The sequence below is a fragment of the Marinobacter sp. LV10R510-11A genome (assembly GCF_900215155.1).
GTDB lineage: Bacteria > Pseudomonadota > Gammaproteobacteria > Pseudomonadales > Oleiphilaceae > Marinobacter.
In genome coordinates this window covers 2,461,295-2,487,450 of the sequence record NZ_LT907980.1, presented here as the reverse complement: position 1 = coordinate 2,487,450, position 26,156 = coordinate 2,461,295, and the positions used below count along the sequence as shown (strand labels likewise).

Sequence of the window (26,156 nt, the reverse complement as noted above, 5' to 3'; positions counted from 1 at the left end):
TTTATGGCTGAAGCAAAGAAAAAAATTCGTATAGGTGACCTGCTGGTCGAGAACGACGTCATCACTGAGCAACAGTTGATGACCGCTCTGCGTGAGCAGAAGAGCACCGGGCGGAAGCTGGGCCGCACTCTGATAGACCTGGGCTATGTGGAAGAGGACAATCTTCTCAACATCCTCTCGCGTCAGTTGAACGTACCTTTCGTGCAGCTTCGTCACTTCCAGTTTAATAACGAATTGGTCAAGAAATTGCCAGAAGCCATAGCCCGCCGTTTCCGCAGTATTGTGCTGGCGCAGCAAACTAATGAACTTCTCGTGGGCATGGCTGACCCACTGGATATTTTTGCGTACGACGAATTGGTACGCGTGCTCAAACAGCCGATCAAGCAGGCCGTTGTGCGGGAAAGCGAATTGCTGAACACCCTCGACTTGGTTTACCGCCGCACCGATGAAATTGCCTCACTGGCGGAAGAGCTGGAAGACGAACTGGGCGACGATGCCTTCGACTTGGCCGATCTCAGCGCCAAATCCGAAAGCGCAGAGGCCCCGGTGGTCAAGTTGTTGCAAACCTTGTTCGAGGATGCGGTGCAGGCTCGCAGTTCCGATATCCATATCGAGCCAGATGAGACGGTGGTGCGCATTCGCCAGCGTGTGGACGGCGTGTTGCAGGAACAAGTAATGAAGGAGAAACGGGTGAACTCAGCCCTGGTGCTCCGCCTGAAGCTGATGGCTGGTCTGAACATTTCCGAAAAACGCATCCCCCAGGATGGCCGTTTCAACATTCGGGTCAAGGGCCGAAGCATCGACGTGCGAATTTCCACCATGCCGGTCCAGTATGGTGAGTCTGTGGTTATGCGTTTGTTGGATCAGAGCCAGGGCTTACTCAACCTGGACGTTACCGGCATGCCGCCGTTGCTGCTCGAGAATTTCCGCCGCATGATCAAGAAGCCGCACGGCATGATTCTGGTCACCGGCCCCACGGGCAGTGGCAAAACCACCACCCTGTACGGCGCGCTAGCAGAGCTGAACCGCCCAGAAGTGAAGATCATCACGGCGGAAGACCCGGTGGAATACCGGTTGCCGCGTATCACGCAGGTGCAGGTGAACCCGAAAATTGGCTTGGAGTTTGCCAGCGTATTGCGGTCCGCCCTGCGTCAGGATCCGGATATCATCATGGTGGGTGAGATGCGAGACCATGAAACCGCTGAAATCGGGCTGCGTGCGGCTATGACCGGTCACCTGGTGCTCTCTACCCTGCACACCAACGATTCCATCAGCAGTGCCATGCGCCTGATAGATATGGGTGTGGAACCCTTTCTGGTAGCCAGCTCTCTTCTGGGTGTCGTGGCCCAGCGCCTGATTCGTAAGGTGTGTGACAATTGCGCCGAGGCCTACGAGCCCACCAGCCAAGAAAAAGTGTGGCTGAGCCAGTTTGACCTAGCCCCGCTAGATCTGGAGGCAGGCTTTGTTCACGGTCGCGGTTGCTATCAGTGTGGCAACAGCGGCTACCGTGGGCGGATGGGTGTGTACGAGATGCTGGAGCTGAACGAGGGCATGCTGGATTCTCTGCGCCGGCAGGATCTGTCCGGATTTACCCGCGAAGCCCGTGAGAGTCATCTTTATCGCCCGCTTGGGCTGTGTGCCATGGATTTTGCGCTTCAAGGCATCACCACGCTGGAGGAAGTGGCCCGGGTGGCGGCTACCTCCGAGGGCGATATTTCCCTGGAAGAGGCGCCCGCGCGCACTCAAACACGCGGCAACGCCGAGCCGCATGATGCGCAAAGTAACGGAGGCGCCTGATGCAGTTTAGTTACCGGGGCAAAGACAGCAAGGGAGCCGTACAGCAAGGTGCACTCGCGGCGGCGAGCCCGGAGGCAGCGGCGTCCGAACTTATGCGGCGGGGCATTATGCCGCTGTCTATTCGCGAGCAGGATCAAAGCGAATCTCTGATAGATCGGTTGAACAAGCTGCCGATTTTCCGTAAGAAAATCACTCTGGATGAACTGATTGTGTTCAGCCGCCAGATGCATGCGCTCACCAAAGCGGGCATCCCGCTGATACAAACCATGCGAGGCCTGGCGGACACTACCCGTTCACAGGTGCTCAGCGAAGTGCTGAACGACGTGACCGACCGGCTGGAAGGTGGCTCTACCATGGCCACTTCCATGCAGGCGCATCCGAAGGTGTTTTCCGAACTCTTTATCGCGATGATCCACGTGGGCGAGAATACCGGTCAAATGGATGACGCCTTCAAACGCCTGTCTAACATCCTTGAGCTGGAGCGCGACACCAAGCGCCGCCTCAAGCAGGCTATGCGTTATCCAACCTTTGTTATGATCGCGCTGTTCGCCGCTCTGATGGTGGTGAACTTTCTGGTGATCCCCAAGTTTGCGTCGGTGTTTAACAAGCTGGGAGCAGACCTGCCGTTTCTTACCCAGGTGTTGGTAGGCACCTCCAATTTCCTGCTGAACTACTGGTACGTTTTACTGTTTGGCATTGCCGCGAGCATATTTATGATACGCCGGTGGAGGCAAACAGAGCAGGGCCAATTGACTTGGGACCGTTACACACTGAAAGTGCCCATTATCGGCCCGTTGCTGGAGCTAATCACCCTGAGCCGGTTTGCCCGCAACTTCGCCAGTATGCTGTCGGCGGGTATGCCCGTGACCAATGCGCTAACCGTAGTTTCAGATGCCACGGACAATGCTTGGCTATCGAAACATATTAAAGAAATGCGGTCCGGTATCGAGCGTGGCGAAAGCCTGTTGCGTACAGCCCGGCAAAGCGAGATGTTCACGCCGTTGATTGTGCAGATGATTGCCGTGGGTGAAGAAACCGGCTCCGTGGACGACATGCTGATCAATGTGGCGGACTTTTACGATGAAGATGTGGATTACAGCCTAAAGCGGCTGGCGGAATCCATCGAGCCGATATTGATTGTGGCCATGGGGATCCTGGTTCTTATATTGGCGCTGGGCGTGTTCCTGCCCATATGGGACCTGGGGGCCGCAGCCATGGGGCGGGGCTAGGGCATGGCCCGGCGGCCACAATCGGGCTCCAGCAGTATGGAGAGCGCCATCTGGCTCCGAAACCTGGTGGCACTGGTCATACTGTTCAGTCTCTGGTGGTTCCTGCTGGGCGCACTTGATCGAGCGTTACAGCGAGCCGAAGAACAGTCCGCCAGTATGGTGATCAGCCAGTTACGATCGGCGCTGGTGATCAAGGGGGCCGAAGTCATGCTTGACCGGCATGGTCGCCTAGTAGCGCACGAAGGCATCAACCCCTTTGAGTTGATAGACCATCACTGGCGAAGCTATGCCGGCCAATGCCTGGGAGATATTCCTGAGCCCGGAAACTGGTGCTTCAGGGATAGGACACAAAAAGAGACAGTAAAACAGGGCAAGGGGTGGTTAATTTATAACCCACGGCAGCCGATAACCATAAAACGGCGCCGGATTGAGTCGGACAAGCCCCTGGCCTGGAAAGTGACAACAGAATTTGCAGACCGCAACAACAACGGACAGCGGGAGCAAGATGAACGATCAACTGGCCTCAAGCTGATGCCAGTGTCGTTAACAGAAGAATCAGCGGATACGCTAAGTGCGACACGTTGACGAAATGAAACCAGAATCCAGAAACCGGGAAAAGGGCTGATTATGAGACAGGTAAACAGAAAACAGGAACAACGGGGCTTTACCCTAATTGAACTGGTGGTGGTTATTTCCATCCTGGCCATTTTGGCCGCCTTTGCGTTGCCAAGGTTTGCGCAGCTTTCGGAGCAGGCGCATCGTTCAAGTATTCAGGGCACTGCGGGCGCATTGAGCGCGGGTGTGGCTCTGACCAAGGTGCAGTGGGTATCCAATGGTCTTAGCGCAGCAACGGAAAACGTTCAAGGCTTTGGTAACGACGATGTTGATGTCAGTGGAGATGGCTGGCCTATCGCAACTGGTGGGCCAGCCAGTACAAATATGACCGCTGCTCGCTGCCGTGAAGTTTGGGCCGGCGTTCTGCAATCGAATGCCCCAACGATCGCCGGAGGAACCCCAGATTACGCTGTGACGACTCAAGGAGATGCAGACGGTGACCCGGGCAGCGACTGTGTCTTTACGTACCAGTTGGACGGATTGGGCAGCATCATTGGCTACGACGCCGACAACGGTGAAATCTCGACCATAATTAACTAAAAATCCAAGCCAAAACGGTAAAATAGAGATCTAATATGAAAGCGATGACAGCAATGGCATCAAGAAAAGAAAAAGGCTTCACCCTGATCGAACTGGTGATGGTGATTGTAATTCTGGGCATTCTGGCGGCGTTTGCGTTGCCGCGGTTTGCGGATTTGGGTGGGGAGGCGCGAGCAGCTTCTATTCAGGGCGCTGCAGGAAGTGTTAAATCAGCATCTGCAATTGCGCACTCAGCTTGGCTCGCTACTGGAAATGCATCTCCAGTGGATATGGACGGGGTCAACATTATTATGAGCGCCGCTGGTTACCCTAAGGCAGCTTTAGGAGACATCACAGCCGCCGCTCAGATCGATACAATAGATTTCACGTTCACTCCGGGGACAAAGGACGGCGTATTCACTATTACTGACTTTACAGCAGACCCTGTAAGCGAATGCCAGTTCACTTACGGCGAAACCACTGGCCAAGTGACAGGTATTGTAACTACTGGGTGCTAAAGTCGAGTGCGTATCAGGTCGGATGTTTGAAGTCTAACTTGGCCTGCGTTTAGCGGGTATTCTGGAAGATGGGAGAGGGGGATGACAATGAAAAAAGCTCCGATGTCATCGGGGTTCACCCTCGTGGAACTGGTCATTCATTAAACACTGCGTCAAGAAAACAGATCCTTAGCCTTTGGGAGTAACACTATGAAAGCAATGAACATGAAGAAAAAAGCAGGTTTTACCCTGATCGAACTGGTCATGGTGATTGTAATTCTAGGCATTCTGGCGGCGTTCGCGCTTCCGCGGTTTGCGGATTTGGGTGGTGATGCCAGGCTGGCAACGCTTGATGGTGCGAGGGGGACAGTGAAATCAGCAGCTGCCATTGCTCACTCGCGTTGGCTTGCTGATGGCAGTGTGGATTCCCAAGCTGTTGATTTGGAAGGAGCAACCGGTATCACTATGACTGCTAATGGCTATCCGACCGAAGATGATCCCGGCATTGGAGTTGCAGCTCAGATATCAGACGACTTTGATGTTACAACGGGTATGATCTCTGTTCTGGATGGTGGCACAGCGCGTACTAATTGTAATTTCACCTACGATGGGACAGATGGTTCTACCGATGATGGTGATGTGAGTGACTGTTAAACATTGGTTGTGAATCTGGTAGGTCGGATTAGCGAAAGCGTAATCCGACCTGCGTTTTTACGTTTCATGGACGGCCGAGGAGAGGGAGATGACAATAAAGCCGCCCCGATGTCATTGGGGTTCACCCTCTTGGAGCTGGTCATTAATTAGAGACTGCTTTGAAAAAAACAGATCAATAGCCCTCGGGACTAACACTATGAAAGCAATGAACATGAAGAAAACAGCAGGCTTCACCCTGATCGAACTGGTCATGGTGATTGTCATTCTAGGCATTCTGGCAGCGTTTGCGTTGCCGCGGTTTGCGGATTTGGGGGGAGATGCTAGAGCTGCGACGCTTGGAGGAGCGCAAGGTTCTGTTAAATCGGCAGCAGCAATCGCCCATTCGAAGTGGTTAGCGAAAGGCAGTACTGGTGCTGGTACTATCACTCTTGAAGGAACTAGTATCGCAATGAGCGCAGAAGGTTACCCGACAGCGGTGGCTGGGAGTATTGGTGACGCTGCTCAGATTGGCACCGATTTCACTTTGACAGATGGCACTGGCACAGCAGTCATTAGCATTGCCGGAACAACTACTGGAAGTTGCGAATTTACATATGATCAAGCGAATGGTGGCACCTCCGCAACCATCACGGGGTGCTAACTTTGATTTCAAGATATCAAATCCAGCGCTCCTGGCTCAGCGTGTTTCGGGCTTGTTGAGCTAGTGATGGATGGAAAGAATTCCGGTTAGCTTGTAGGTCGGATTTATCCGTGAAAGGCACGCTGATCACAGCGTAATTCGACAAAACTGGTCTGCCATGGCACCCGATGTCGGATTACGCTTTCGCTAACCCGACCTACGTTTTTACGTTCCATGGGTGGCAGGGAATAGGGGAGAGGGGCACGAAAACAAAGAACGCCCCGATGTCATGGGGGTTCACTCTCTTGGAGCTGGTCATTCATTAAACACTTCCCTGGGAAAAGAGATCAATAGCCTTTGAAAGTAACACTATGAAAGCGACGAGCATGAAGAAATCGGCAGGCTTCACCCTGATCGAACTGGTGATCGTAATTGTTATTCTGGGCATTCTGGCGGCATTTGCGTTGCCGCGATTTGCGGATTTGAGCAGAGATGCCAGGCTGTCAGCGCTTGATGGTGCGAGGGGAGCGGTGAAATCAGCAGCTGGCATCGCTCAATCCAAGTGGTTGGCCGATGGCAGCCCCGGTGGTTCAAATATAACGATAACGATTGAAGGCTCCACCGTGCGAATGACCAATCAAGGCTATCCAAAACCAACCCGTCTCGGTATTGGAGTTGCATCTCAGGTAACTGATGACTTTTATATGGGTACTAGCGGTAACGGTAGGATTTCTGTTTTGGATTCTGCTGGGCAGCCAATTATTGCTTGTAATTTCGATTACGACGGGACGACTGGCACGATTACGAATGAGAATATTAGTGGCTGTTAAAGAATGGTTGGGGCCCGATAGCTCGGCTTTATCCGTGAAGGGCACAATGAGCGTAGCGTAATTCGACAAAACTGGTCACCCATGGCACTCGACGTCGGGTTACGCTTCGCTAACCCGACCTAAGTTTTTAGGTTTCATGGGTGGCCGGGAATAGGGGAGAGGGGCATGAAAATAAAGAACGCCCCGATGTCATCGGGGTTCACCCTTGTCGAACTGGTCATGGTCATCATCCTGATCGGGGTTCTCTCCGCGCTGGGTGTTGGCCTTTTTGCCAGCCGCTCCGCCTTTTCTCCCTTGCTGGTCACCCAGCAACTTGCCTCCGCCACGCTGCTTGCTCAGCAGGCAGCGTTAGCGGGGAACTCATCCAATACAGTTACTATCGAGCAGGATAGTGACGCCCTGTCGTTTATCGTTGGCGGCCAGAACTTCTCGCTAAAACGCAACGGAGCCACCCTGAGCTATCGGCAGCAAAGCCAGACCCGTTTTTCCGCCGTGACTTCTGGCGGCTATTCGGTAAGCTTCGACGCCATGGGCAGGGTTGCTGCGCCCATTGCTCGCGCAAACATTGATTTCAGAATCTCAGGCGATAGCCAGTTTGATCTGTGCCTCAGTTCGCTGGGCGCCGTTTATGCCGGTACGTGCCAATGATGCCGTGCCGCTTTCCCCATACCCGAGCTTCCGGGGCCACGCTCGTTGAGCTGGTGATCACCATTGTTATTATCAGTGTGGCTATCGCGGGCGTAGTCGGAGCTTTCGCCGTCATTACTGGCCGCAGTGCGGACCCACTCAATCAGACCCGGGCCGTGGGATTGGCCCAGCTTTATATGGATGAAATACTCTCCCGAAAATACGATGAAGCCACGCCGCCCGGAGGTGTGCCTAAGACCAGTGGCTGCGCCATCAACACCGAAGAAAGTGACCGCGAGAACTACGACGATGTGGATGATTACAACGCCATCAACAGTGCAGCATCGGAAAATACCGACGGTGAACTCTTGGGCTCTGCTTACTCTGGGTTTACTGTGTCAGTAAACGTTTCCTGCGCTGGAGGGGAGGTTGGGCTTGCCGCCGACGAGGCCAAACGTATAGACATAACCATCATTGATCCGTCCAGCCAGAGCTACTTGTTCACCGCTTACAGAGCGAATTTCTGATGCGAAGGGCAGCCGGATTCACATTAATTGAATTGGTGATAGTCATTGTGCTGTTAAGCATCGTCGCGACTATTTCCGTTCAGTTTGTGGCGCTGTCTACCCGAGGAGCTATTGATGTGGCCGCCCGGCAGCAGCGAGCTCTGCAAGGGGTGGTGATTGGTGAGCAGATTAGCCGCGAGCTGCGTGAAGCCTTCCCGCTTTCTATTCGGGTTTCGGGAAATTGCCTGGAGTGGCTGCCGATTGAAGCTGGCACGGCGTATACCGGCTTGACGAAGATGCCGAACCGGGATGAAATTCCCGTTGTGCCATTCAGTGAACCCCCTCCATTTGGAACCCCTTCAATTGGAACGACCCGTGCCATTGTGTACGGCTATGGGACCTCAACCGATTCTCTTTATGGGACCGCAAATCCTGGGCCGGTTTCACCGGCGATTACCGACATAGAAAACGCTACCTCACCGGCGGTTATTACTTTGAAAAACAGCCATCGGTTTCGGGAACGCTCGCCTGAGAAGCGTCTTTTTGTAGTCGGTAAGCCGGTAAGCCTTTGCCAGAGTGGGCAATTCCTTTATCGGTACAGTGGGTATGCTCCAAATACCAGTCAGCCGTCACCTCCTGGCGTCGCTGCAGAAGTGCTGGCAGCCAATCTTACCGGCAATGTGGATTTGAAGTACATGCCGCCGACCCTTCGTAGGGCAGCGGTGGTGCAGTTCACCTTCACCCTGAAAGACCCGCAGAGCGATGAAACGACCACGGTTAGTCAGGAGGTACAGATTCGCAATGTGCCCTGATCATTCTCCCAAAAAACAACAGGGTGCCGGCCTGCCGATAGCCCTGTTCATTATTACCGTGCTGGCGTTGCTCGTTGTCGGTATGGCTCAGTTGCAGGAGCGTAGTGGGCAGGCAGTGAGTTTGCAGATTCAGTCGCAACGTGCGTTTTTTGCCGCTGAGAGTGGTGCTCAGGTCGCCGTAACAGAAGCGCTGCGCGGAGCGAGCTGTTCAAGTGTTTCCACGTCGCCCTTGTCTTTTAGTGCGTCAGGGCTCAATGGCTGTCAGGTGACCAGTTCGTGTAATTCTGTGGACGTCGATATCGATGGCGATTCTGCCGACGAGACGGTCTACACCTTGTCGAGCATCGGCCAGTGCGGCTCGGGTGTTGAGCAGGTTTACCGCACTGTGGAGGTACGTGCCCGATGATGTCTTTGCGTTCATTAAGGCCGCTTGGCCACACACTGGTGAAATGCCCAGTGTTTAGTCACGCAGTTAGGGGGTGGGGTATGACTCGTCAAATAAGTGCGGCAATGGGTTTTTTGTGCGGGCTGATGGTGGCGATGCCGGCTCTTGCTGAGGACGCGTTTTTTGAAACCGGGTCCGTTACGGTCAGCGATTCGATCGACCAGGGCAACTGGGAGACCGTTACCTTGAGTGAAAGTTACACCAGCCCGGTGGTTATCGTGGGTCCCGTCTCACACAATAATGACAACTCGCTCAGCGCCCGGGTTCGAAATGTTAACGCGACAAGTTTCGAGGTTGGTTTTCAGAGCCCCTGTGAGAGTGCGGGTGGGAGCACTGGCGGTGTCGCCTGTCCATCGGGCGGTAGCTGGAGTAACGAAACGATCAGGTACTGGGTTGTTGAAGAGGGCATCTGGGCGTTCCCGGACGGTACCCTTTTGGAAGCGGGGCGTCTGACGACATCCACGGTGCGATCGGGGGTTGGCAGCTCGAATGCGGCAGACACGGTGAGTTTTCAGCAGGCGTTCAGCTCGCCCCCAGCCGTCCTGCATTCGGTAAACAGCTTTAACGACTCAAACTGGATTGCTTCAACGTCGTTCGCTAGTAGTAACAATACGGGTGCGCGTCCGGGATCTGCGGACATGAGCCTGGCTTTGGAGGGTGCCGAAGTGACGAGCACACATGGCGCTGAAGTTATTGGTTGGGTGGCTATTGAGCCCGCATCGGGAACAAATAACGGGAATACTTATGCGTCGGGAGCACCTGCCGGACTGGATGTTGGCCGGCATTCTAATGGGTGCCAGAGCGTAACACTTGGTGGGTTCTCATCCATTCCGGACGCCGTTGCCAGTCAGAGCACGATGTCTGGTGCCAATGGCGGCTGGCTTCGACTCTGTGGAGCCGAGGTAGCTCCCAGCGGTATTGAAATTCACGTAGACGAGGACCAGGTAAACGATTCGGAACGAAGCGGCCTGGAGGAAGCGGTCAGTTTTTTTGCATTTGATGCAAACGCCGTAGGCTTGCTGACGCGGCCCGATTCGTTTTGTACTGGGATTTCGGCCGTATTCTGCGATGATTTTGACGTTGGCACCCTTGCGAGCGACGGATGGACAATTAACAGTTTTGGTGGAGGTGAAGCTGGTATCAGCAGCCAGACTAGCAGCAGTGGGGATTCATCTTTGTTCACGTCTAGCGGGGGTGTGAGTGTTGTGTCGCCGGTGATCGACTTGTCCGATGTAAGCACGGGCAGTCTTGATTATTGGTGGCGGCGCGGTGACGATTCGTTCAGTGAAAATCCCGACAACGATGAAGATTTATTCGTGCAGTACCTCAATGATGATGGGGACTGGGTGCAAATTGAGTTCCAGGCTGGCAATGGCAGTGAAGGCGAGATCGGCACCACAGAGTTCGAACTACCTGCCGACGCACTTCATGCCGATTTCCAGTTCCGCTTCTCGCAGTTGGATGGGAACGGTGGCGACTTTGATTTTTGGCATATTGACGATGTCGTGCTGAGAGCGCGGTCCTTTATCTGTGAGCCGGATGATTTTGAGCGGACAGCTCTTGGTGACGACTGGGTGACAACCACGTCGAACGGTGCCTTCTCGCCAACGATTGTGAACGGTCGCCTCCGGATGACTGAGGCCGCAGGCAATCAGGCAACTGCTGCAACCTATCAGCGGATATTTCCCGGCGCCGATAATTTCGTCCAAGTTGAGTTCGATTATTTCGCCTATGGCGGATCTGGCGCCGACGGGCTGGCCGTGGTGTTCTCGGATGCATCTGTTACACCCCAGGCCGGCGGTTATGGCGGCTCACTTGGGTATGCGCAAGTGCCGAATGGCAGTGGTGGTTTTGCAGGCGGCTGGCTGGGGATTGGTCTGGATGAATACGGCAACTTCTCCAACAACAATGAAGGCCGTGTAGGGGGCACCAACGGGCGCACACTCGACTCTGTTGCCGTGCGCGGGGCGTTGCCGGATTACGCATACATAGCCGACTCGGGCGGCTTGTCACCGGGGATCGACTCGAACAACGGCAATAATCCGTTCCGATACCGGATCACCATTGATTCAAGGAACAATATCACGCCGGTTCTGACTGTTGAGCGCAAGGGCCGGGGTACTGGTAACAGTTTTGATCTGCTGATTCAGGAAACCCTCTCGGGACAGCCGTCGATACCCGACAATCTTTTTTTATCACTGACGGGTTCCACGGGTGGTTCAACCAATATTCACGAACTCGACAACCTTCAGGTTTGTGCCGATAAAGTGGGGCCTGTACAGCCGCTGGTCGACCATTTTGAGCTTGAACACAGTGGCAACTCGCTGACCTGTCGACCGGAAGTGGTTACGATCAGGGCGTGCGATAACGCAGACTGCAGTGAGATATTTAATGATCCGGTTGAGGTGGCGTTGTCTCCATCAGGATGGGTCGGTGGCAATACCTTCACCATGACCGGTGGCACCGCGCCTCGCACATTGAGAATTACCAGCCCCTCCACAGTCACTCTTGGTGTACCCAGTTCAAACCCTGGCACAAAAGCATTTTCGCGCACGCTTTGCAGTGATGGAACACCGGGTGGTGTTAGCACTACGAAATGCGATCTGACGTTTTTCGATTCCGGATTCGATATTTCCATTCCGGATCATGTCTCGGATACCGAACAAACGGCGAGTATTGCCGCCGTCCGTAAAGACGACATCACCGAAGAGTGCGTTCCCGGTTTCGATAACGAAACAAAATCGGTATCGCTGTGGTCCGCCTATGTGAATCCTTCAACGGGCTCAGAACCGCTTATTGCAGATGGTAGCGCTTTGCCTGGTAGCTCGGGAGCAACCCGCGCGCTGGCATTTGATGGTAATGGTGTAGCCGAAGTGCAGCTGCGTTACGCAGACGTCGGCGATGTTCGCCTGAATGCCAGATACGACGGAAGCGACGAAGAAGCTGGCCTGGTGATGCTTGGTGGCAGCGATTTTGTTGCGCGGCCGGACTACTTCCGGTTGGACATTCCCGGTAATCCGGGGGCATCTACTGTGGCTGCCGGGAATGACTTTGTTGCTGCGGGTGCGGATTTTGAAATCAATGTCGCCGCAATCAATGCCAGTGGTAACGTTACTCCAAACTTTGGTCAGGAATCGCCGAACGAAGGGGTAAGCCTGATTGCAGAATTGGTTGCTCCCTCTGGCGGTGACTTTCCCGCTCTGACGGGTTCCTTTGGTTCGTCGGGCGAAGACTGTAACGGGAATGCGAGCGCGGGTGGAACGGCGTGTGGCCAGTTTAGCTGGGGTGAGGTGGGCATTCTCAAACTGACCCCTATGCTCACCAGTGGCAGTTATCTCTCTACCGACGATGTGACCGGGAATGCGGTGGACTATGTTGGGCGTTTTGTTCCGGATCGTTTTAACGTCACGGTTATTGAGCCCGGCGAGGTGAGTCCGTATTGCTCGGTAACAGACCTGTTTGCCTACACCGGCCAGGCCCTGAGCTGGGAAACGGCTCTGGAGCCCTTGCTCCAGATTGATGCGGTCAACGTACAGGGCGACATAACGCGAAATTACACGCTTGGTAATTTCCTGCGGCTGTCATCCAGCGATATTGGGCGGACTGCACGCAATACGGATCTCGTTGCGCGTAATAGTGTGGGTGATCTGTTCCCTGTGCAAACTAACCTGGATCCCGGGGCGCTGACGGTACTGGATAGAGGGCAGCTCCGGTATCGATTTGCGGCAAGCGATAGCATTGCCTATCAGAAAACAGTAGAGACAAGAGTCGCGCCAATCACGCCAGACTACCGGATCGAATTGACCGCTCTGGAAGATGCAGATGATGTGACATCTTCTCAACTTCCGGTGGCTCTTGATCCAGTGTTTGGTTTTGATATCCGCTTTGGAAGACTTCAGCTCACAAACGCCTATGGGCCAGAAACATCGGATTTGATGGTGCCATTTCAGTCCCAGTATTTCCTTTCGGAAACGGATGGCTTTGTGCCTAATACAGCCGATAGCTGCTGGGCTTACAACACAGCCTCAAGCGTTACTATCGACCCTTCCGGGCTTTCTGGCGGCAGCACGTCGGTTGCGGGAGCTTCTGGCACGTTGGATAACGGCAGTCCAGAGCCCGGGAGTGAATTGGTGCTAATGGCTCCTGGCGAGTCAAACCGAGGGGATGTTCCGGTCACCTTTACCGTGCCTGTTTGGTTGCAAGGGGACTTCGATAATGACGGCGCATTTGAAAACCCCTCAGCCTTGGCCACCTTCGGCGTCTACCGCGGCCACGACCGAGTGATCTACTGGCGGGAGAAATAGCGGTGAAGAGAAATCAGTCTCGTTCGGCAGGTGCATGCGGATAATGTTCAATCCGCACTGAGCCTTTCTTAAGCCCACACCACCGAGCATTTCTGCTTTGCCCAAGGCTCAAATTTATCGACGTATTGATTTTCAATTTTTCGTCGGCAAATTTTCATCGTCGGTGTAAGCAAGTCATTTTCCATGATCCATGGCTCGCTTTGGATTTCATCTACGGAGTATTGTTTCGTTTTATTCAGATGCGGCAAATTCGCCGCAAAAAAGTCTCAAACGCGGCACGGCCAAATGTTTTGTTTGAGATGCTTTGGCGGGCGATTGCCAACCCAGAGGCGGGGCGTATCCGCAGAAAATATGAGCGAGCTTGGCTGTTTATTCCGTCAAACTTCATCGTTCTCGGCACTTTCCATGCCCAATTCATTGATCTTGCGCGTGAGGGTGTTCCGCCCCCAGCCGAGAAGAACGGACGCATCTCGGCGCCGCCCGCCGGTGTGTTTGAGGGCGGTCTCGATCATAATTTTTTCAAACTCTGGCATGGCCGACTCGAGAATTGCCTTTTCCCCTCGCTTTAACGCCTGATCGGCCCAGTTTCTCAGTCCCTCCTGCCAGGTGGTTGCGGTAGCGAGTTGTTCACTGTGTTGCCGCAACTCGGGGGGCAGGTCATCAATGTGAACCTCTCTGCCGCTTGCCATGACCGTAAGCCATCGGCAGGTATTCTCAAGCTGTCGCACATTGCCGGGCCAAGGCAGGGTGGTGAGATAGTTCTCGGCCTCTGGCCGCAGGATCTTGGGCTCCACAGCCAGTTCGCTGGCGGCCCGTTGCAGGAAATACTGCATCAGTTGGGGGATATCTTCACGGCGCTCAGCCAGTTTGGGCAGGTGCACACGAATGACGTTCAGTCGGTGGAAAAGGTCTTCCCGGAATGCGCCAGACTGAACCAGCTTCTCCAGGTTCTGGTGCGTGGCTGCAATGATGCGGACATCCACTTTGATGGACGTGGTGCCGCCAACCCGGTAGAACTCGCCATCGGCCAGAACCCGCAATAGGCGTGTTTGAGTGTCGCTGGGCATGTCGCCGATTTCATCAAGGAATAGGGTGCCGTCGTTGGCCTGTTCGAAACGGCCCTGGCGCACCGCTGCGGCACCGGTAAAGGCGCCCTTTTCGTGGCCGAATAGCTCAGATTCAATGAGATCTCTGGGAATTGCCGACATATTCAGGGCAATAAACGGATGCCGAGCCCTGGGGCTGTGGTTATGCAGCGCCTGAGCAACCAGCTCTTTGCCAGTGCCACTTTCACCGTTGATCAGAACGGTGATATTGGAATGTGAAAGCCGACCGATAGCGCGGAAAACTTCCTGCATGGCGGGGGCTTCGCCGATGATTTCGGTACGTTTCTCCAGGGTTGTTGTTTGCGGCTCAGACACTGCGCGCTGTTCATGGCTGTGCGCGACGGCCCGTTTTGCCAGGGCAACGGCATCGTTTACGTCAAAGGGTTTTGGTAGATACTCGAAGGCACCGGTTTGGTAACTGGTCACCGCACTTTCCAGATCGGAATGGGCGGTCATGATGATAACGGGTATGTTTGGGTGTGCTTCAACAATCCGTGACAGCAGGGTGATGCCATCCACTCCGGGCATGCGGATGTCGCTTATAATGGCGTCTGGCTGCTCGCGCTCCAGCCGCTCCATGATCGTTTCTCCGCTCTCGAAGGCGGTAGGCTGCATGCCGGCCTGGCTTAGGGCCCGCTCCAGCACCCAGCGTATGCTGCGGTCATCATCTACGATCCAGATTTTGGCGTGTTCTTGGCTCATGATGTGGCCTCCAGAGGCAATAAGATAATGAAGTCTGTCTGGCCTGGCTCACTCTCACACTCAACCAGCCCATGGTGCTGGCCGATGATGCTCTGAGTAATGGACAGCCCAAGTCCAGTGCCGTTGGCGCGACCGCTGATCATTGGATAAAAAATGTTTTGGCGCAGTTCCGGTGCGATCCCGGGGCCGTTGTCGATAATGTCTACCCGGCATCCAAGCCGATGCCGCCTAGGGCCGATGGTGACCTGTCGCAGGGCGCGGGTGCGAAACGTAATGGTGGGGGTTTTTGCCTCATTGCGCTGGCTTGCCCGGCTCTCAAAGGCCGCCTCCATGGCATTGCGTGCGATGTTGAGGACGGCCTGGATTAACAGCTCTTTGTCACCCGAAAACTCGGGTAGGCTGGGGTCGTAGTCTCGTTTGAACAGCACGCGGCCCTTGCTCTCTGCTTCCAGCAGGGTGCGTACGCGCTCAAGAATTTCATGGATGTTAGCGGGTGCCAGTTTCAGCGCTTTGTTGGGGCCGAGCATGCGATCCACAAGGTTACGCAAGCGATCAGCTTCTTCAATGATGACCCGAGTATATTCCCTCTGGCCTTCGCTCAGTTCACGATCAAGCAGTTGAGCGGCACCACGAATGCCACCAAGCGGATTTTTGATTTCGTGGGCCATGCCGCGCACCAACGTCCGTGTGGTTTCTTGCTGGGCGATCAGGCCCTCTTCCCGGCTAATCCGCAGCAGGCGATCCCTGGGCTGTATCTCGACCAGTAGCGCAATCGGGTTCTCGTCAAGCAGTGAAACAGAGTAGTCCACGATTCTGCGTGAACCACTGGCAAGCAGGAACTCTGTTTCCCGCCGGGTGTATGATCGGCCAGTTTCAGCTGCTTTGCGCAGGGTTCTGAGGGCACCATCAGAATCCAGAAGTATGTCGCCGAATGTAAGGCCAGTGCTGCGGGCCATGCTGGTTTCAAGCAGGCTTTCGGCCGCGGGATTCAGATAGCGGATTGCTAGATTTTTTTCCAGCACAACAATGGCTGTGGTGAGGTTATCCAGCATGTTTTTGTATCTGTTTGCGTTGGCTAATGAGTGCGCCATGGGCATTTCCTGTTGGTTGTAACAGGATTCAGCAAAAACCGAACCAGTCTCGATGCTTTTACTGCAAAGGCGTTAGTTCTGGGTGGAGGGGCGATGAACGGTAAAGCGAACAGGGCTGCCGGTTTTAATCTGAACCCCATTTTTGTCCACAATATGAATACCGGCGTTGTGAGTGCCCCGGTACACATTGCTAACGTTAACGGAGCCCGACGTGCTCTGGCCAACTGGTTGGCCATCCAGTGTTACTTCGTATTTGTGGCCGGGCTTCAGCCCTGGCGTACTGCGCATGTCAAAGCGCACATCACCACTGCCGCTGTAAAATGCCTGCTCGTTTTCAGGGTGGGTGAATGAGACGCTTTCATACACCGAGCCTTCCCGCTTTACGTCTTCCCGGAGTTTGTCGGTTTCCCGCACGTTTTGCGGCTTCGGGAGGGTGATGGTTGTAACCGGCTTTACCTTTACCGCCTCTGCGCCTTTGGAGGGCTCATCGGAGAAGGTTACATTGCCCTGTGCATCCACATTGCGGTAAACCTCTGCGGTAACCGGCCCTGCGATCAGGAGCATTAGCCCCACGGTGATTCCTAGCCTTGGGTTCATAAGTACAGCCTGCAGTAATATTTGATCTGATTATCAATGGCCGGGCTGACCTTTTCAATGTGGCAGAGCGGAGATGATGATTACATATCGTTAAGGGCGGCGGCGTTGTGCTCTAGTCCACAAGAACAGTCCCACAAAAAAGCCCCGCTCTGTGGGAGCGAGGCTTTAGGTACTGCTATTAGCATGAATAATACAGTTCGAACTCAACCGGGTGGGTGGTCATGTTGATGCGCTCAACCTCACCACGCTTCAGATCGATGTAGCCTTGGATCATATCTTCAGTGAACACGCCGCCGCGGGTCAAAAACTCATGGTCTTCTTTCAGGCAGTCCAGTGCCTCCTGCAAAGTTTCAGCCACTTTTGGAATGCTCAGCGCCTCTTCTTTGGGCAGGTCATACAGATCCTTGTCCATGGCATCGCCAGGGTGAATCTTGTTCTGAATGCCATCAAGGCCGGCCATCATCAGGGCAGCGAACGCCAGGTATGGGTTGGCTGCGGCGTCTGGGAAGCGTACTTCCACGCGGCGGGCTTTCGGGCTGGTTACATATGGGATGCGGATAGATGCAGAACGGTTGCGGGCAGAATAAGCCAGCATCACCGGGGCCTCGTAGCCTGGAACTAGGCGCTTGTAACTGTTGGTGGCCGGGTTGGTAAACGCGTTGATAGCCTTTGCATGCTTGATGATACCGCCAACATAGAACAGTGCCATTTCGCTCAGGCCCGCGTAGCTATCGCCTGCAAACAGGTTTTTGCCGTCTTTATTCAAGCTCATGTGCACGTGCATGCCCGAACCGTTGTCACCGACGACCGGCTTTGGCATAAATGTGGCGGTTTTGCCGTAGGCGTGGGCCACGTTGTGCACGCAGTATTTCAGAATCTGGACTTCGTCCGCTTTTTTAGTAAGCGGGTTGGGGCCAACACCGATTTCACACTGGCCTGCCGTGCCCACTTCGTGGTGGTGCACTTCAATATCTAGCCCCATGGACTCCATGGCCGCACACATGGCGCCTCGCAAGTCGTGCAGGCTGTCTACGGGTGGTACTGGGAAATAGCCGCCTTTTACGCCCGGGCGGTGGCCCATATTGTTCCGGTTAAAATCATCCCCGGAGACCCAAGCTGCTTCTTCGGAAAAGAGCTCATACATAGAGCCCTGCATGTCTGTTTTCCATTTAACAGAGTCGAAAACAAAGAACTCTGGCTCAGGGCCAAACAGTGCGCCATCTGCGATGCCCGTAGATTTCAAATATTCTTCGGCGCGGTGGGCAACGGAGCGGGGATCCCGTTCGTAACCCTGCATAGTGGAGGGCTCAACAATGTCACAAGTAATGTTGATGGTGCATTCTTCGGTGAACGGATCCAGAACACAGCTGCTGTCATCTGGCATCAGGATCATGTCGGATTCGTTGATGCCTTTCCAGCCAGAGATAGAGGAACCATCAAACATTTTGCCTTCGGTGAAGAAGTCCTCATCTACCACGGTTGCAGGCATGGTTATGTGCTGCTCTTTACCCCGGGTGTCGGTGAAGCGCAGATCAACCCATTTGACTTCGTGTTCTTTGATCAAATCAACTGTCTTGGACATTATGCATGCTCCGTAAGTAATCCCGCACTGCGGGTGTATTCGTGATCGGTGTTCCGGATGGTTCTGTGAGACTGAATTCCGGTCTGCGTTACAGGTTTGCGCAGCTTAGCAAAAGCTGTTGGTTCTTACCTTCACATTTCAGCTGTACAGAAGGTTAAAAAGCCTAGTGGGTAGATTAAAGCAAGGTGCTTGCCAGGTTTAAGTAGCGACCCTGAATTGGTGGTTTTTTGCCGGGTAGCGCGCTTTGCGCACGCCGGTGAGGGGGTATTTCCCTGGGTGGACTTCTGCGGCAATGAAACCTTGCACAGTTTTGGTGCATTGCTGTGAGATTGGTTTTGAGACCGCGCGAAAGTGGTGCGTTAAGGTTGCTTGATGAAACTGATTAAGAAATAGGCGTTCTTCTGCATATAAACGGTGCAGAGTTTTCGGTATACTGCGCGCCGCTTCATTTTCTCCGCATGTGCCCGGATTATCGATCTGGTTGTCACGTGTGAGGCGCCGGGCCTTTGGGCTCCGGTGGATGAGTTCATTTTACAGATTTGGGTTGGCGTGTGCAGGGTTGCCCCTGAACGGCTTTCTCAGGTCATTGAGTGCATTCCGCAGGAATAATTTTGTGATTGAAAAACTTCGTAATATCGCCATTATTGCCCACGTTGACCATGGTAAGACCACCCTCGTAGACAAGCTACTGCGTCTATCTGGCACGTTGGATCGCAAAGAGCTCGAGAACGAGCGTGTCATGGACTCCAACGACCAGGAAAAAGAGCGGGGCATTACCATCCTTGCCAAAAACACCGCTCTTAAATGGCACGGCTACGATATTAATATCGTAGACACCCCGGGCCACGCAGATTTTGGCGGCGAAGTGGAGCGGGTAATGAGCATGGTTGACTGTGTGCTGTTGGTGGTTGATTCCATCGACGGCCCCATGCCACAGACTCGCTTTGTAACCCAGAAAGCCTTCGCGGCCGGCCTACGCCCAATTGTGGTAGTGAACAAGATTGACCGCCCGAGTGCACGCCCAGACTGGGTTGTGGAGCAAGTTTTCGATCTGTTTGACAGCCTCGGTGCTACCGACGACCAGCTGGACTTCCCGATTGTCTACGCCAGTGCCCTGAATGGCGTCGCCGGTCTTGAGCACGAAAACCTTGCCGACAATATGGATGCCGTTTTCCAGGCCATCGTGGACCACGTGCCTGCGCCGTCCGTTGACCGGGAAGGCCCCTTCCAGATGCAAATATCCCAGCTCGATTACAGCAGCTTTCTTGGTGTAATTGGTATTGGCCGCATCGCCCGCGGCAAGATCAAAGCCAACTCGCCGGTGATTGCCGTTGGCGCCGATGGTAAAAAGCGCCAGGGCCGGATTCTCAAGATTATGGGCCACTCCGGCTTGCAGCGTGTAGAAGTCGAGGAAGCTCAGGCTGGTGACATCATTTGTGTAAGCGGCCTGGATAAGCTGCACATCTCAGATACCCTGTGCGACATAAATAACGTAGAGGCCCTGCCACCGCTTACGGTAGATGAGCCCACGGTATCCATGACCTTCCAGGTTAACGACTCACCGTTCTGTGGCAGGGAAGGCAAGTTCATAACTAGCCGGAACATTAAAGAGCGATTGGAAAAAGAACTGCTGTACAACGTGGCCCTGCGGGTTGAAGACGGCGATTCCATGGACAAGTTCAAGGTGTCTGGTCGTGGTGAGCTGCACCTGTCGGTTCTGATTGAAAACATGCGCCGTGAAAACTTCGAGCTGGCGGTAGGTCGCCCGGAAGTGGTTATCAGGGAAGTGGATGGCGAGAAGCAAGAGCCATACGAAGACGTTATTGTCGACATTGAAGAGCAGCATCAGGGCGCTTTGATGGAGCAGATGGGGGTGCGTAAGGGCGATCTGACCAACATGGTTCCGGATGGCAAGGGCCGCATGCGCCTTGAATACACCATCCCTGCGCGCGGCCTGATTGGCTTCCGCAATACCTTCCTGACCATGACATCTGGCACAGGCATTCTCACCTCAACCTTCAGCCATTACGGGCCCATTAAAGGTGGTGATGTGACCAGCCGCCAGAACGGCGTACTGATATCCATGGCAACAGGCACAGCCTTGACCTACTCTTTGGAAACTCTCCAGAGCCGTGGCAAGCTCTTCCTCGATCCCGGTCAGGAAATCTACGAAGGGCAACTTTGTGGTATTCATAGCCGTGAAAACGATATGGTGATCAACCCCACCAAGGGCAAGAAGCTCGACAACATGCGTGCCTCTGGCAAGGATGAAGTCATTCCTCTTGTGCCGCCGATCAAGTTCACTTTGGAGCAGGCGCTGGAATTTATTGACGACGAGGAACTGGTGGAAGTAACGCCTAAGTCCATTCGTTTGCGCAAGAAGCACCTTACCGAGAACGATCGTAAGCGCGCGAACAAGAAGTAATGTTCCCGCTTTGAATCAGGCCGGCGCTGGTAACAGCCCCGGCCTTTTTTTGGTCTTCGCTTTCTTTAAAGGCGGTTCACTGTTTAGGTAACTCCGCTACAATGTTATGGAATTTCACCTGATCATCGGAGTGGCCTATGCTCACCTTGTACCCAGATATCAAACCCTACGCCAACCATAAGCTGGCGGTGGACGCGCCCCATGAACTTTACGTTGAGGAAAGTGGCAACCCTGAGGGTATTCCAGTTCTTTTCGTGCATGGCGGCCCTGGTGGGGGATGCGAGGACTATCATCGTCGTTTCTTTGATGCAGAGCGTTTCCGGATCATCCTGATGGATCAGCGCGGCGCTGGCCGTTCAACGCCCCTGGCCGAGCTGGCGGGCAACAGCACCGACAAGCTGGTTCAGGATATGGAAACCATCCGCGTGTTTCTGGGTATCGATCGCTGGCTGATATTCGGCGGGAGCTGGGGGTCGACCCTCAGTTTGGTATACGCGCAGACGCATACTGAGCGGGTGCTGGGGCTTGTGCTTCGGGGTATTTTTCTGTGCCGCCCGCGGGATATTTCCTGGTTTTATCAGGACGGCGCAAGCCGAGTATTCCCAGATTACTGGCAAGAGTTTGAGGCGCAGATTCCCGAGAGTGAGCGTGGGGACATGGTAAGCGCTTACTATCGTAGGCTAACCAGCAGCAACGAGCTGGAACAGATTCAGGCGGCAAAAGCCTGGTCGGTTTGGGAGGGGCGTTGCGCAACGCTGCACCCGAACCCCCGGGTTGTTGCTCATTTTAGTCATCCTCATGTTGCGATTGCGTTGGCGCGAATCGAGTGCCATTACTTTATGAATTCCGCGTTTCTTGAAAACAATCAGATTGTTAGGGATGCCCATAAGCTCCGAGACATACCCGGCATTATTGTTCACGGGCGTTACGATATGGTTTGCCCGCTGGATAATGCACTGGCTCTCAGCAGGGCATGGCCCGAAGCAGATTTACGCATTATTCGCGACGCCGGGCATTCTGCTTCTGAGCCAGCCATCGTGGATGCGCTCATGCGCGGCGTTGATGAAGTGATGGCTAAAACGAGCAAAAATGCGGGCTGATATCTTATGCCTTCAGAGGGTTGCGGGAATCCGTGTGCATGGATACACTCTTACCTGTTTTTAATCCTCATGTGATCGGGATTTCCAGAGAAGCGGATGAAAGGGCTTATCCAGCGGGTAACAAAAGCGAGCGTCGAAGTGGATGGGCGCGAAATATCGCGGATAGATACCGGCATCCTTTTGTTTCTGGGTGTGGAGCGCGGAGATGAACCGAAGTGTGCTCGATACAGGAGGTGCCCTACTGGTTGTTCCCCAGTTTACACTTGCAGCCGATACCTCCTCTGGTACTCGCCCTGGCTTCTCTTGTGCCGCTTCCCCGGAAGCGGCAAACAGCCTCTATACCCAATTTATTGACCATGCACGCATGAGCGTGGGTGTAGGAAGGGTTAAAGAAGGGTGTTTTGGCGTAGACATGAAAGTGAACCTGATTAATGATGGGCCGGTAACCTTTATGCTTCTGGTGCCAAGCAGACTTAAAATTCGACATTAAATATTTGCAAAACAGACGCTGTTGTACTAAAACAGAGTCATCAGGCAGTGCTTTAAGATGGCGCTGTAAGTCACTGAACTATAAAGACCTGGCTAGGTGCAGGCCTCAATAACAAAAAAAGTTGCTGTAATGTCATAGAGTTGACATGTTGCAACCCTAAAGTCGGAGCCATCCAGTTGACCTGGGGCGCCCTAAAAAAATCGGGATTAACCCGTTGTTAAAACCTGACATAACTCGCAAAAGGACATACAACATGAAAAAAACACTCATTGCATCCGCTATTGCTGCTATCTCATTCTCAGGCGCAGTCGCAGCAGAGATGCCTGAACCCGCCATGTCGATCTTGCACCTTACCGAAAAAATGGATGCTATGCCGAATTTTTACGGCAACATTCAGTATGTTTATACTTATTCTGACTCCGACGTCAACGGTAGTGGCGGTCAACACGCCGATAACGGCACCACTCTTGGTTTTACGCACGACCATCAAATTGCTCCTGGCATTGAAGGCTTCATGAGGGTCGAGCTGGAAGTCCGTGCAGCAGACGAAAAAGGCCCGGATAACGGCTTAGTCGACATGGACGAAGCATACATTGGTGTTCGTGGCGACAGCTTCGGTCAGGTTTGGATCGGTTCAGACGATACCCAGTACGAATCACTTCTGGGTGACTACGGTAACTGGGTCTTTGAGTATGCCGGCCTTAACCCTTACGCCAGCTACACCACTGGTGAAGGTGACATGCTTCAGTACGCCTCGCCGAGCTTCGGTGGTCTGACACTGCACGCAGGCGTTCAGATCCAAGGTGCAAGCGATGCTAGTTACCCCGGTGGCGATGAGAAGCGCCCATATCAGCTGGCTGCCAGCTACAGCGTGGACGCACTGACACTGTCTTTTGTCATGGACTCCAACGACGGCGCGGCCGACACCAGCAACGAAAACAGTTATGGTCTTTCGGCTGAATACGCCCTTGGCAGTCTGGTGCTGGACGCTTATTACGACACACGTAAGGGCGTAGACGGCTTCGTAGACGGTGATGGTACAGGCGGCAGTGACGACCAAAAGTTCTCTCTCGAAGGTGAGGAGGGTCGTGATCAGTTCGGTGTGATGGCAACCTACAGCATGGGTGCCAACACTTTCCGTGCCGCTTACGAAATGGCGTCAGCGGATACCAGCGACCTTGACGTTGACGTGATCACGCTGCAGGCCCTGCACAACGTATCTGACCACCTTTACGTTTACACAGAGCTGGCTCAGCGCAACAACGACAACGGCACTGCTGACGAAGAAATCAACCAGATCAACGTGGGTGGTGTTTACTACTTCTGATCAGCTAACCAGCTAATTAGTGAGTTAGTATTGAAAACCGGTGACCTCAGGGTCGCCGGTTTTTGTGTTTTTGGGTTCTCAGAATTTAAAGGTGCGTGAGGAATGGCTGAAGAGCTGGAAATAAAACTGAGCCTTGAGCCGGGCGGTTTAATAAAAGCGCTGAGTTGGTTGCAGGCTCAGCCCGAGGCGACAAAAGGCGACAAGAAATCCCTGGTGAACAGCTACTACGACACACCTGATGCAGAGCTTAATCATCAGCAAGCTGCCCTGCGTGTGCGCCAGGCCGGAGACCGGTATATACAGACCCTCAAAACCCGTGGTGAGTTTGTTAATGGTGCGCATCGTCGTGAAGAATGGGAATGGCCGCTCCCGGGGCCTTCGCTGTCACTGGGCTTGCTGGCAGATACGCCGCTGGGAGACCGAATAAACTTGGCCCGGCTTGCACCCGTTTTCGAAACTAATTTTACCCGCCAGGTCGTCATGCTGGACGATGGCGAGGCCGTGATCGAGTGTGCAGTGGACGACGGTGTGGTTATAGCCAGCCCCCATACTAAACCACTCCACGAAGTGGAGTTTGAGCTGGTATCCGGTGACCCCAGCCGACTGCTTGTTTGGGCAAAAAGGTTGGCACAAACATGCCCGGTTTTTCTGAACCTGATCAGCAAAGCAGAGCAGGGTTACCACCTTGCGGGAATACATAAAACAGGGGCGGTGGTTACAGAACATCTAGGTGCTAATGCCAGCGAGCACGATGACCTTGATCGGCTTTTGCAGCAGCTCAGCAATGCATGGCTGGAGCAGAAGGCTGTATCCTTTGAAGGCTTAGATCTCCAGTTGCTCGGCACTTACGCTGAAGCCAGCGGATTAGGGCAAACGTTTTCTGCGCTGCTTGAGCGCTTGGCTAATGGTGAAGCCCCCAGCGAGTTGCTCGGCGAGCCAGAGCTTGGTCAATGCCAGCTTGGCCTGCTGGCTAACCGAGAAAAGCAGTCTTCCGGCTGGAAAAGCACGGATTCCATAGACAATGCCTGGTAAATTTGCTCAGTGAGCAGTGGGCGCTGAAGAGTCGGCTATGTTGGCCTCGTCCTGCAGGTCTCTCCATTTATCCAGAAAAATGCGATAGCGGTTCAGTGCGTCTTTTATAACCTCAAGATCCGGCGGATCGTTTGATTTGACCAGCACGATAAGCCCTTTCCCCTCGATTTCATCGGTCACGGGCGGGTAGCAGATAACCTCGTCGCTAGCATTTATATACGCCAACGCAGTACCAATGCCGTGGCGAATCAGTGCGCTGACAATATCAGCCCAGTTGAGTCCGTCAAGCTCCAGATCGTAGCGGTGCGGGTGATCCTGCTCGTAATTGAACATGTCTTCCAGCACTTTTTCCGACCCCGGGGCAACCACGGAGCGCACCATAATTTCCGGATAGGTGCGAACTGGGCGAATAATCGATCGTACACCCAGTTCTTTAAAGCGGCTACGGTTCGCATCCGTAACACACTCCACAGTGGTTTTCTGGCCAAGGTTAAGCTCGCTGAGGCGATGAGATATGTCGAACGTTAGACTGTCTGAGTGCGGGTCAGTTTCGTCGGCGGCCAGCACAACAATATGCCGTGTACTTCCCGCATGTACCGCCTTCAGCGCGTCTGGATCGAACCCGGATCCATGGAAATGCACGATGCCGAGGTCAGATAGCTCGGCTGGAAGGCCATCTGGAAACTCGCGCGTGAGTATCATGATGGGAATGGTTTCGTAGCCCTGTACAGAACGGATTTGCGTGGCAAAACGCATGAAGTACGTCAGGCCGCCGTGCTTCGGGGTATTAATAATGACAATGTGGTTGTTCATTTTATAGATCCAGCGTCCGGTTAGAATTCGTTCCCGGCGGTAGAACCGGTACTCGATAAAATCGCTGACAATCAGAGTCAGCAGCGTGATGGCGCCAACGAACATGAGCAGGATGGTGCTGATCCGGCCGATGTAGGTGACGGGAGCGTAATCGCCGTAGCCTACCGTGGCGATGGTGGTCATTGTCATCCACAGTGACTCGAACAGAGACAGGTCTTCAACCGCCCAGATAATCAGTATCTGGGTGGCCAGCAGCGCGATCAGAATCATGAACAGACGCTTCACCCGCTTCCGGATGAGTCCGCCCATGGGTACGTGGCTTTTCTCATGTTCGGCGTTAAGGGGAAAGCGGTTTCTTAGCATCCGGTATTAGCCTGTTCAGTCTCGGGTAAGTTCGTTATACAGTAACGGAAATATAACAGAGAGACAGGGGTTTG

The 26,156-nt window shown here is 53.9% G+C and carries 22 protein-coding genes and 1 pseudogene; 18 read left to right on the top strand and 5 right to left on the bottom strand.

The genetic code is table 11. The annotated features are described in order from the left end of the window. Positions 1-3: 3 nt before the first annotated feature. From CPH80_RS11835 to CPH80_RS11775, 13 genes are all read left to right on the top strand, one after another. Entirely contained in the window at positions 4-1,797 is a 1,794-nt protein-coding gene (locus CPH80_RS11835) for a GspE/PulE family protein (protein ID WP_096278035.1), read from the top strand. Next, positions 1,797-3,026, top strand: a complete 1,230-nt coding sequence (locus CPH80_RS11830) for a type II secretion system F family protein (RefSeq protein WP_096278032.1) — start codon at positions 1,797-1,799, stop codon at positions 3,024-3,026. The genes CPH80_RS11835 and CPH80_RS11830 overlap by 1 nt, the downstream gene beginning before the upstream one ends. Before the next feature lie 3 nt (positions 3,027-3,029). Then, positions 3,030-3,611, top strand: a complete 582-nt coding sequence (locus CPH80_RS11825) for a hypothetical protein (RefSeq protein ID WP_227520133.1) — start codon at positions 3,030-3,032, stop codon at positions 3,609-3,611. A 42-nt stretch (positions 3,612-3,653) separates the two neighbouring features. Next, a complete protein-coding gene (locus CPH80_RS11820) occupies positions 3,654-4,181 on the top strand; it encodes a type II secretion system protein (protein WP_096278030.1) in 528 nt (175 codons plus the stop codon). A gap of 35 nt (positions 4,182-4,216) precedes the next feature. Then, a complete protein-coding gene (locus tag CPH80_RS22950; protein WP_197703541.1) occupies positions 4,217-4,678 on the top strand; it encodes a type IV pilin protein in 462 nt (153 codons plus the stop codon). Positions 4,679-4,867: 189 nt separating this feature from the next. Then, the gene (locus CPH80_RS23170; protein WP_096278028.1) at positions 4,868-5,311 is read left to right on the top strand and encodes a type IV pilin protein; all 444 of its coding nucleotides are present in this window, start codon (positions 4,868-4,870) and stop codon (positions 5,309-5,311) included. Between the two features lie 196 nt (positions 5,312-5,507). Beyond that, a complete protein-coding gene (locus CPH80_RS22945; protein WP_096278026.1) occupies positions 5,508-5,951 on the top strand; it encodes a type IV pilin protein in 444 nt (147 codons plus the stop codon). Between the two features lie 365 nt (positions 5,952-6,316). After that, positions 6,317-6,760, top strand: coding sequence for a type II secretion system protein (locus tag CPH80_RS23165; RefSeq protein ID WP_197703540.1), 444 nt, complete (start codon positions 6,317-6,319; stop codon positions 6,758-6,760). A 165-nt stretch (positions 6,761-6,925) separates the two neighbouring features. Continuing rightward, positions 6,926-7,408 (top strand): type II secretion system protein, encoded by a 483-nt coding sequence (locus tag CPH80_RS11795; RefSeq protein ID WP_227520132.1) that lies wholly within the window; start codon positions 6,926-6,928, stop codon positions 7,406-7,408. Beyond that, a complete protein-coding gene (locus CPH80_RS11790; protein WP_227520131.1) occupies positions 7,405-7,914 on the top strand; it encodes a type II secretion system protein in 510 nt (169 codons plus the stop codon). The genes CPH80_RS11795 and CPH80_RS11790 overlap by 4 nt, the downstream gene beginning before the upstream one ends. After that, positions 7,914-8,705, top strand: coding sequence for a type II secretion system protein J (locus CPH80_RS11785; protein WP_096278020.1), 792 nt, complete (start codon positions 7,914-7,916; stop codon positions 8,703-8,705). The genes CPH80_RS11790 and CPH80_RS11785 overlap by 1 nt, the downstream gene beginning before the upstream one ends. Further along, on the top strand, positions 8,695-9,111 hold the full coding sequence (locus tag CPH80_RS11780; protein WP_096278018.1) for a hypothetical protein: 417 nt from the start codon (positions 8,695-8,697) through the stop codon (positions 9,109-9,111). The genes CPH80_RS11785 and CPH80_RS11780 overlap by 11 nt, the downstream gene beginning before the upstream one ends. An 80-nt stretch (positions 9,112-9,191) precedes the next feature. Then, positions 9,192-13,454, top strand: coding sequence for a DUF6701 domain-containing protein (locus tag CPH80_RS11775; protein ID WP_157746893.1), 4,263 nt, complete (start codon positions 9,192-9,194; stop codon positions 13,452-13,454). 377 nt (positions 13,455-13,831) lie between these two features. Here CPH80_RS11775 and glnG read toward each other — a convergent pair whose 3' ends face one another. The 4 genes from glnG to glnA all read right to left on the bottom strand — a co-directional run bounded on the left by glnG (position 13,832) and on the right by glnA (position 18,532). Beyond that, the gene (gene glnG, locus CPH80_RS11770; protein ID WP_096278014.1) at positions 13,832-15,262 is read right to left on the bottom strand and encodes a nitrogen regulation protein NR(I); all 1,431 of its coding nucleotides are present in this window, start codon (positions 15,260-15,262) and stop codon (positions 13,832-13,834) included. Then, the gene (glnL, locus tag CPH80_RS11765; RefSeq protein ID WP_096278012.1) at positions 15,259-16,353 is read right to left on the bottom strand and encodes a nitrogen regulation protein NR(II); all 1,095 of its coding nucleotides are present in this window, start codon (positions 16,351-16,353) and stop codon (positions 15,259-15,261) included. The genes glnG and glnL overlap by 4 nt, the downstream gene beginning before the upstream one ends. Before the next feature lie 72 nt (positions 16,354-16,425). Continuing rightward, the gene (locus CPH80_RS11760; RefSeq protein WP_096278010.1) at positions 16,426-16,950 is read right to left on the bottom strand and encodes a DUF4124 domain-containing protein; all 525 of its coding nucleotides are present in this window, start codon (positions 16,948-16,950) and stop codon (positions 16,426-16,428) included. Positions 16,951-17,128: 178 nt separating this feature from the next. Next, entirely contained in the window at positions 17,129-18,532 is a 1,404-nt protein-coding gene (gene glnA / locus CPH80_RS11755; RefSeq protein WP_096278008.1) for a glutamate--ammonia ligase, read from the bottom strand. A gap of 613 nt (positions 18,533-19,145) precedes the next feature. On the opposite strand from glnA, the gene typA reads away from it, so the two are divergent. The 5 genes and pseudogenes from typA to CPH80_RS11730 all read left to right on the top strand — a co-directional run bounded on the left by typA (position 19,146) and on the right by CPH80_RS11730 (position 24,906). Continuing rightward, a complete protein-coding gene (gene typA, locus CPH80_RS11750) occupies positions 19,146-20,957 on the top strand; it encodes a translational GTPase TypA (protein WP_096278006.1) in 1,812 nt (603 codons plus the stop codon). Between the two features lie 137 nt (positions 20,958-21,094). Continuing rightward, positions 21,095-22,057: a prolyl aminopeptidase gene (gene pip, locus CPH80_RS11745; protein WP_096278004.1), complete on the top strand. Its 963-nt coding sequence runs from the start codon at positions 21,095-21,097 to the stop codon at positions 22,055-22,057. Between the two features lie 96 nt (positions 22,058-22,153). Beyond that, positions 22,154-22,547: pseudogene (locus CPH80_RS11740) on the top strand (D-aminoacyl-tRNA deacylase). 253 nt (positions 22,548-22,800) lie between these two features. Next, the gene (locus CPH80_RS11735; protein ID WP_096278002.1) at positions 22,801-23,874 is read left to right on the top strand and encodes a porin; all 1,074 of its coding nucleotides are present in this window, start codon (positions 22,801-22,803) and stop codon (positions 23,872-23,874) included. Positions 23,875-23,976: 102 nt separating this feature from the next. Continuing rightward, positions 23,977-24,906 carry a CYTH domain-containing protein gene (locus tag CPH80_RS11730; protein WP_096278000.1) on the top strand — a complete coding sequence of 310 codons (930 nt, stop codon included), beginning with the start codon at positions 23,977-23,979 and terminating at the stop codon, positions 24,904-24,906. A 6-nt stretch (positions 24,907-24,912) separates the two neighbouring features. Here the strand turns inward: CPH80_RS11730 and CPH80_RS11725 are convergent, their stop codons facing one another. Further along, the gene (locus CPH80_RS11725; protein ID WP_096277998.1) at positions 24,913-26,082 is read right to left on the bottom strand and encodes a potassium channel protein; all 1,170 of its coding nucleotides are present in this window, start codon (positions 26,080-26,082) and stop codon (positions 24,913-24,915) included. Between the last annotated feature and the right edge of the window lie 74 nt (positions 26,083-26,156).

Coding starts and splice junctions, on each gene's coding strand:
- CPH80_RS11835 (WP_096278035.1), top strand. CDS start 4: ATGGCTGAAGCAAAGAAAAAAATTCGTATAGGTGACCTGCTGGTCGAG.
- CPH80_RS11830 (WP_096278032.1), top strand. CDS start 1,797: ATGCAGTTTAGTTACCGGGGCAAAGACAGCAAGGGAGCCGTACAGCAA.
- CPH80_RS11825 (WP_227520133.1), top strand. CDS start 3,030: ATGGCCCGGCGGCCACAATCGGGCTCCAGCAGTATGGAGAGCGCCATC.
- CPH80_RS11820 (WP_096278030.1), top strand. CDS start 3,654: ATGAGACAGGTAAACAGAAAACAGGAACAACGGGGCTTTACCCTAATT.
- CPH80_RS22950 (WP_197703541.1), top strand. CDS start 4,217: ATGAAAGCGATGACAGCAATGGCATCAAGAAAAGAAAAAGGCTTCACC.
- CPH80_RS23170 (WP_096278028.1), top strand. CDS start 4,868: ATGAAAGCAATGAACATGAAGAAAAAAGCAGGTTTTACCCTGATCGAA.
- CPH80_RS22945 (WP_096278026.1), top strand. CDS start 5,508: ATGAAAGCAATGAACATGAAGAAAACAGCAGGCTTCACCCTGATCGAA.
- CPH80_RS23165 (WP_197703540.1), top strand. CDS start 6,317: ATGAAGAAATCGGCAGGCTTCACCCTGATCGAACTGGTGATCGTAATT.
- CPH80_RS11795 (WP_227520132.1), top strand. CDS start 6,926: ATGAAAATAAAGAACGCCCCGATGTCATCGGGGTTCACCCTTGTCGAA.
- CPH80_RS11790 (WP_227520131.1), top strand. CDS start 7,405: ATGATGCCGTGCCGCTTTCCCCATACCCGAGCTTCCGGGGCCACGCTC.
- CPH80_RS11785 (WP_096278020.1), top strand. CDS start 7,914: ATGCGAAGGGCAGCCGGATTCACATTAATTGAATTGGTGATAGTCATT.
- CPH80_RS11780 (WP_096278018.1), top strand. CDS start 8,695: ATGTGCCCTGATCATTCTCCCAAAAAACAACAGGGTGCCGGCCTGCCG.
- CPH80_RS11775 (WP_157746893.1), top strand. CDS start 9,192: ATGACTCGTCAAATAAGTGCGGCAATGGGTTTTTTGTGCGGGCTGATG.
- glnG (WP_096278014.1), bottom strand. CDS start 15,262: ATGAGCCAAGAACACGCCAAAATCTGGATCGTAGATGATGACCGCAGC.
- glnL (WP_096278012.1), bottom strand. CDS start 16,353: ATGGCGCACTCATTAGCCAACGCAAACAGATACAAAAACATGCTGGAT.
- CPH80_RS11760 (WP_096278010.1), bottom strand. CDS start 16,950: ATGAACCCAAGGCTAGGAATCACCGTGGGGCTAATGCTCCTGATCGCA.
- glnA (WP_096278008.1), bottom strand. CDS start 18,532: ATGTCCAAGACAGTTGATTTGATCAAAGAACACGAAGTCAAATGGGTT.
- pip (WP_096278004.1), top strand. CDS start 21,095: ATGCTCACCTTGTACCCAGATATCAAACCCTACGCCAACCATAAGCTG.
- CPH80_RS11735 (WP_096278002.1), top strand. CDS start 22,801: ATGAAAAAAACACTCATTGCATCCGCTATTGCTGCTATCTCATTCTCA.
- CPH80_RS11730 (WP_096278000.1), top strand. CDS start 23,977: ATGGCTGAAGAGCTGGAAATAAAACTGAGCCTTGAGCCGGGCGGTTTA.
- CPH80_RS11725 (WP_096277998.1), bottom strand. CDS start 26,082: ATGCTAAGAAACCGCTTTCCCCTTAACGCCGAACATGAGAAAAGCCAC.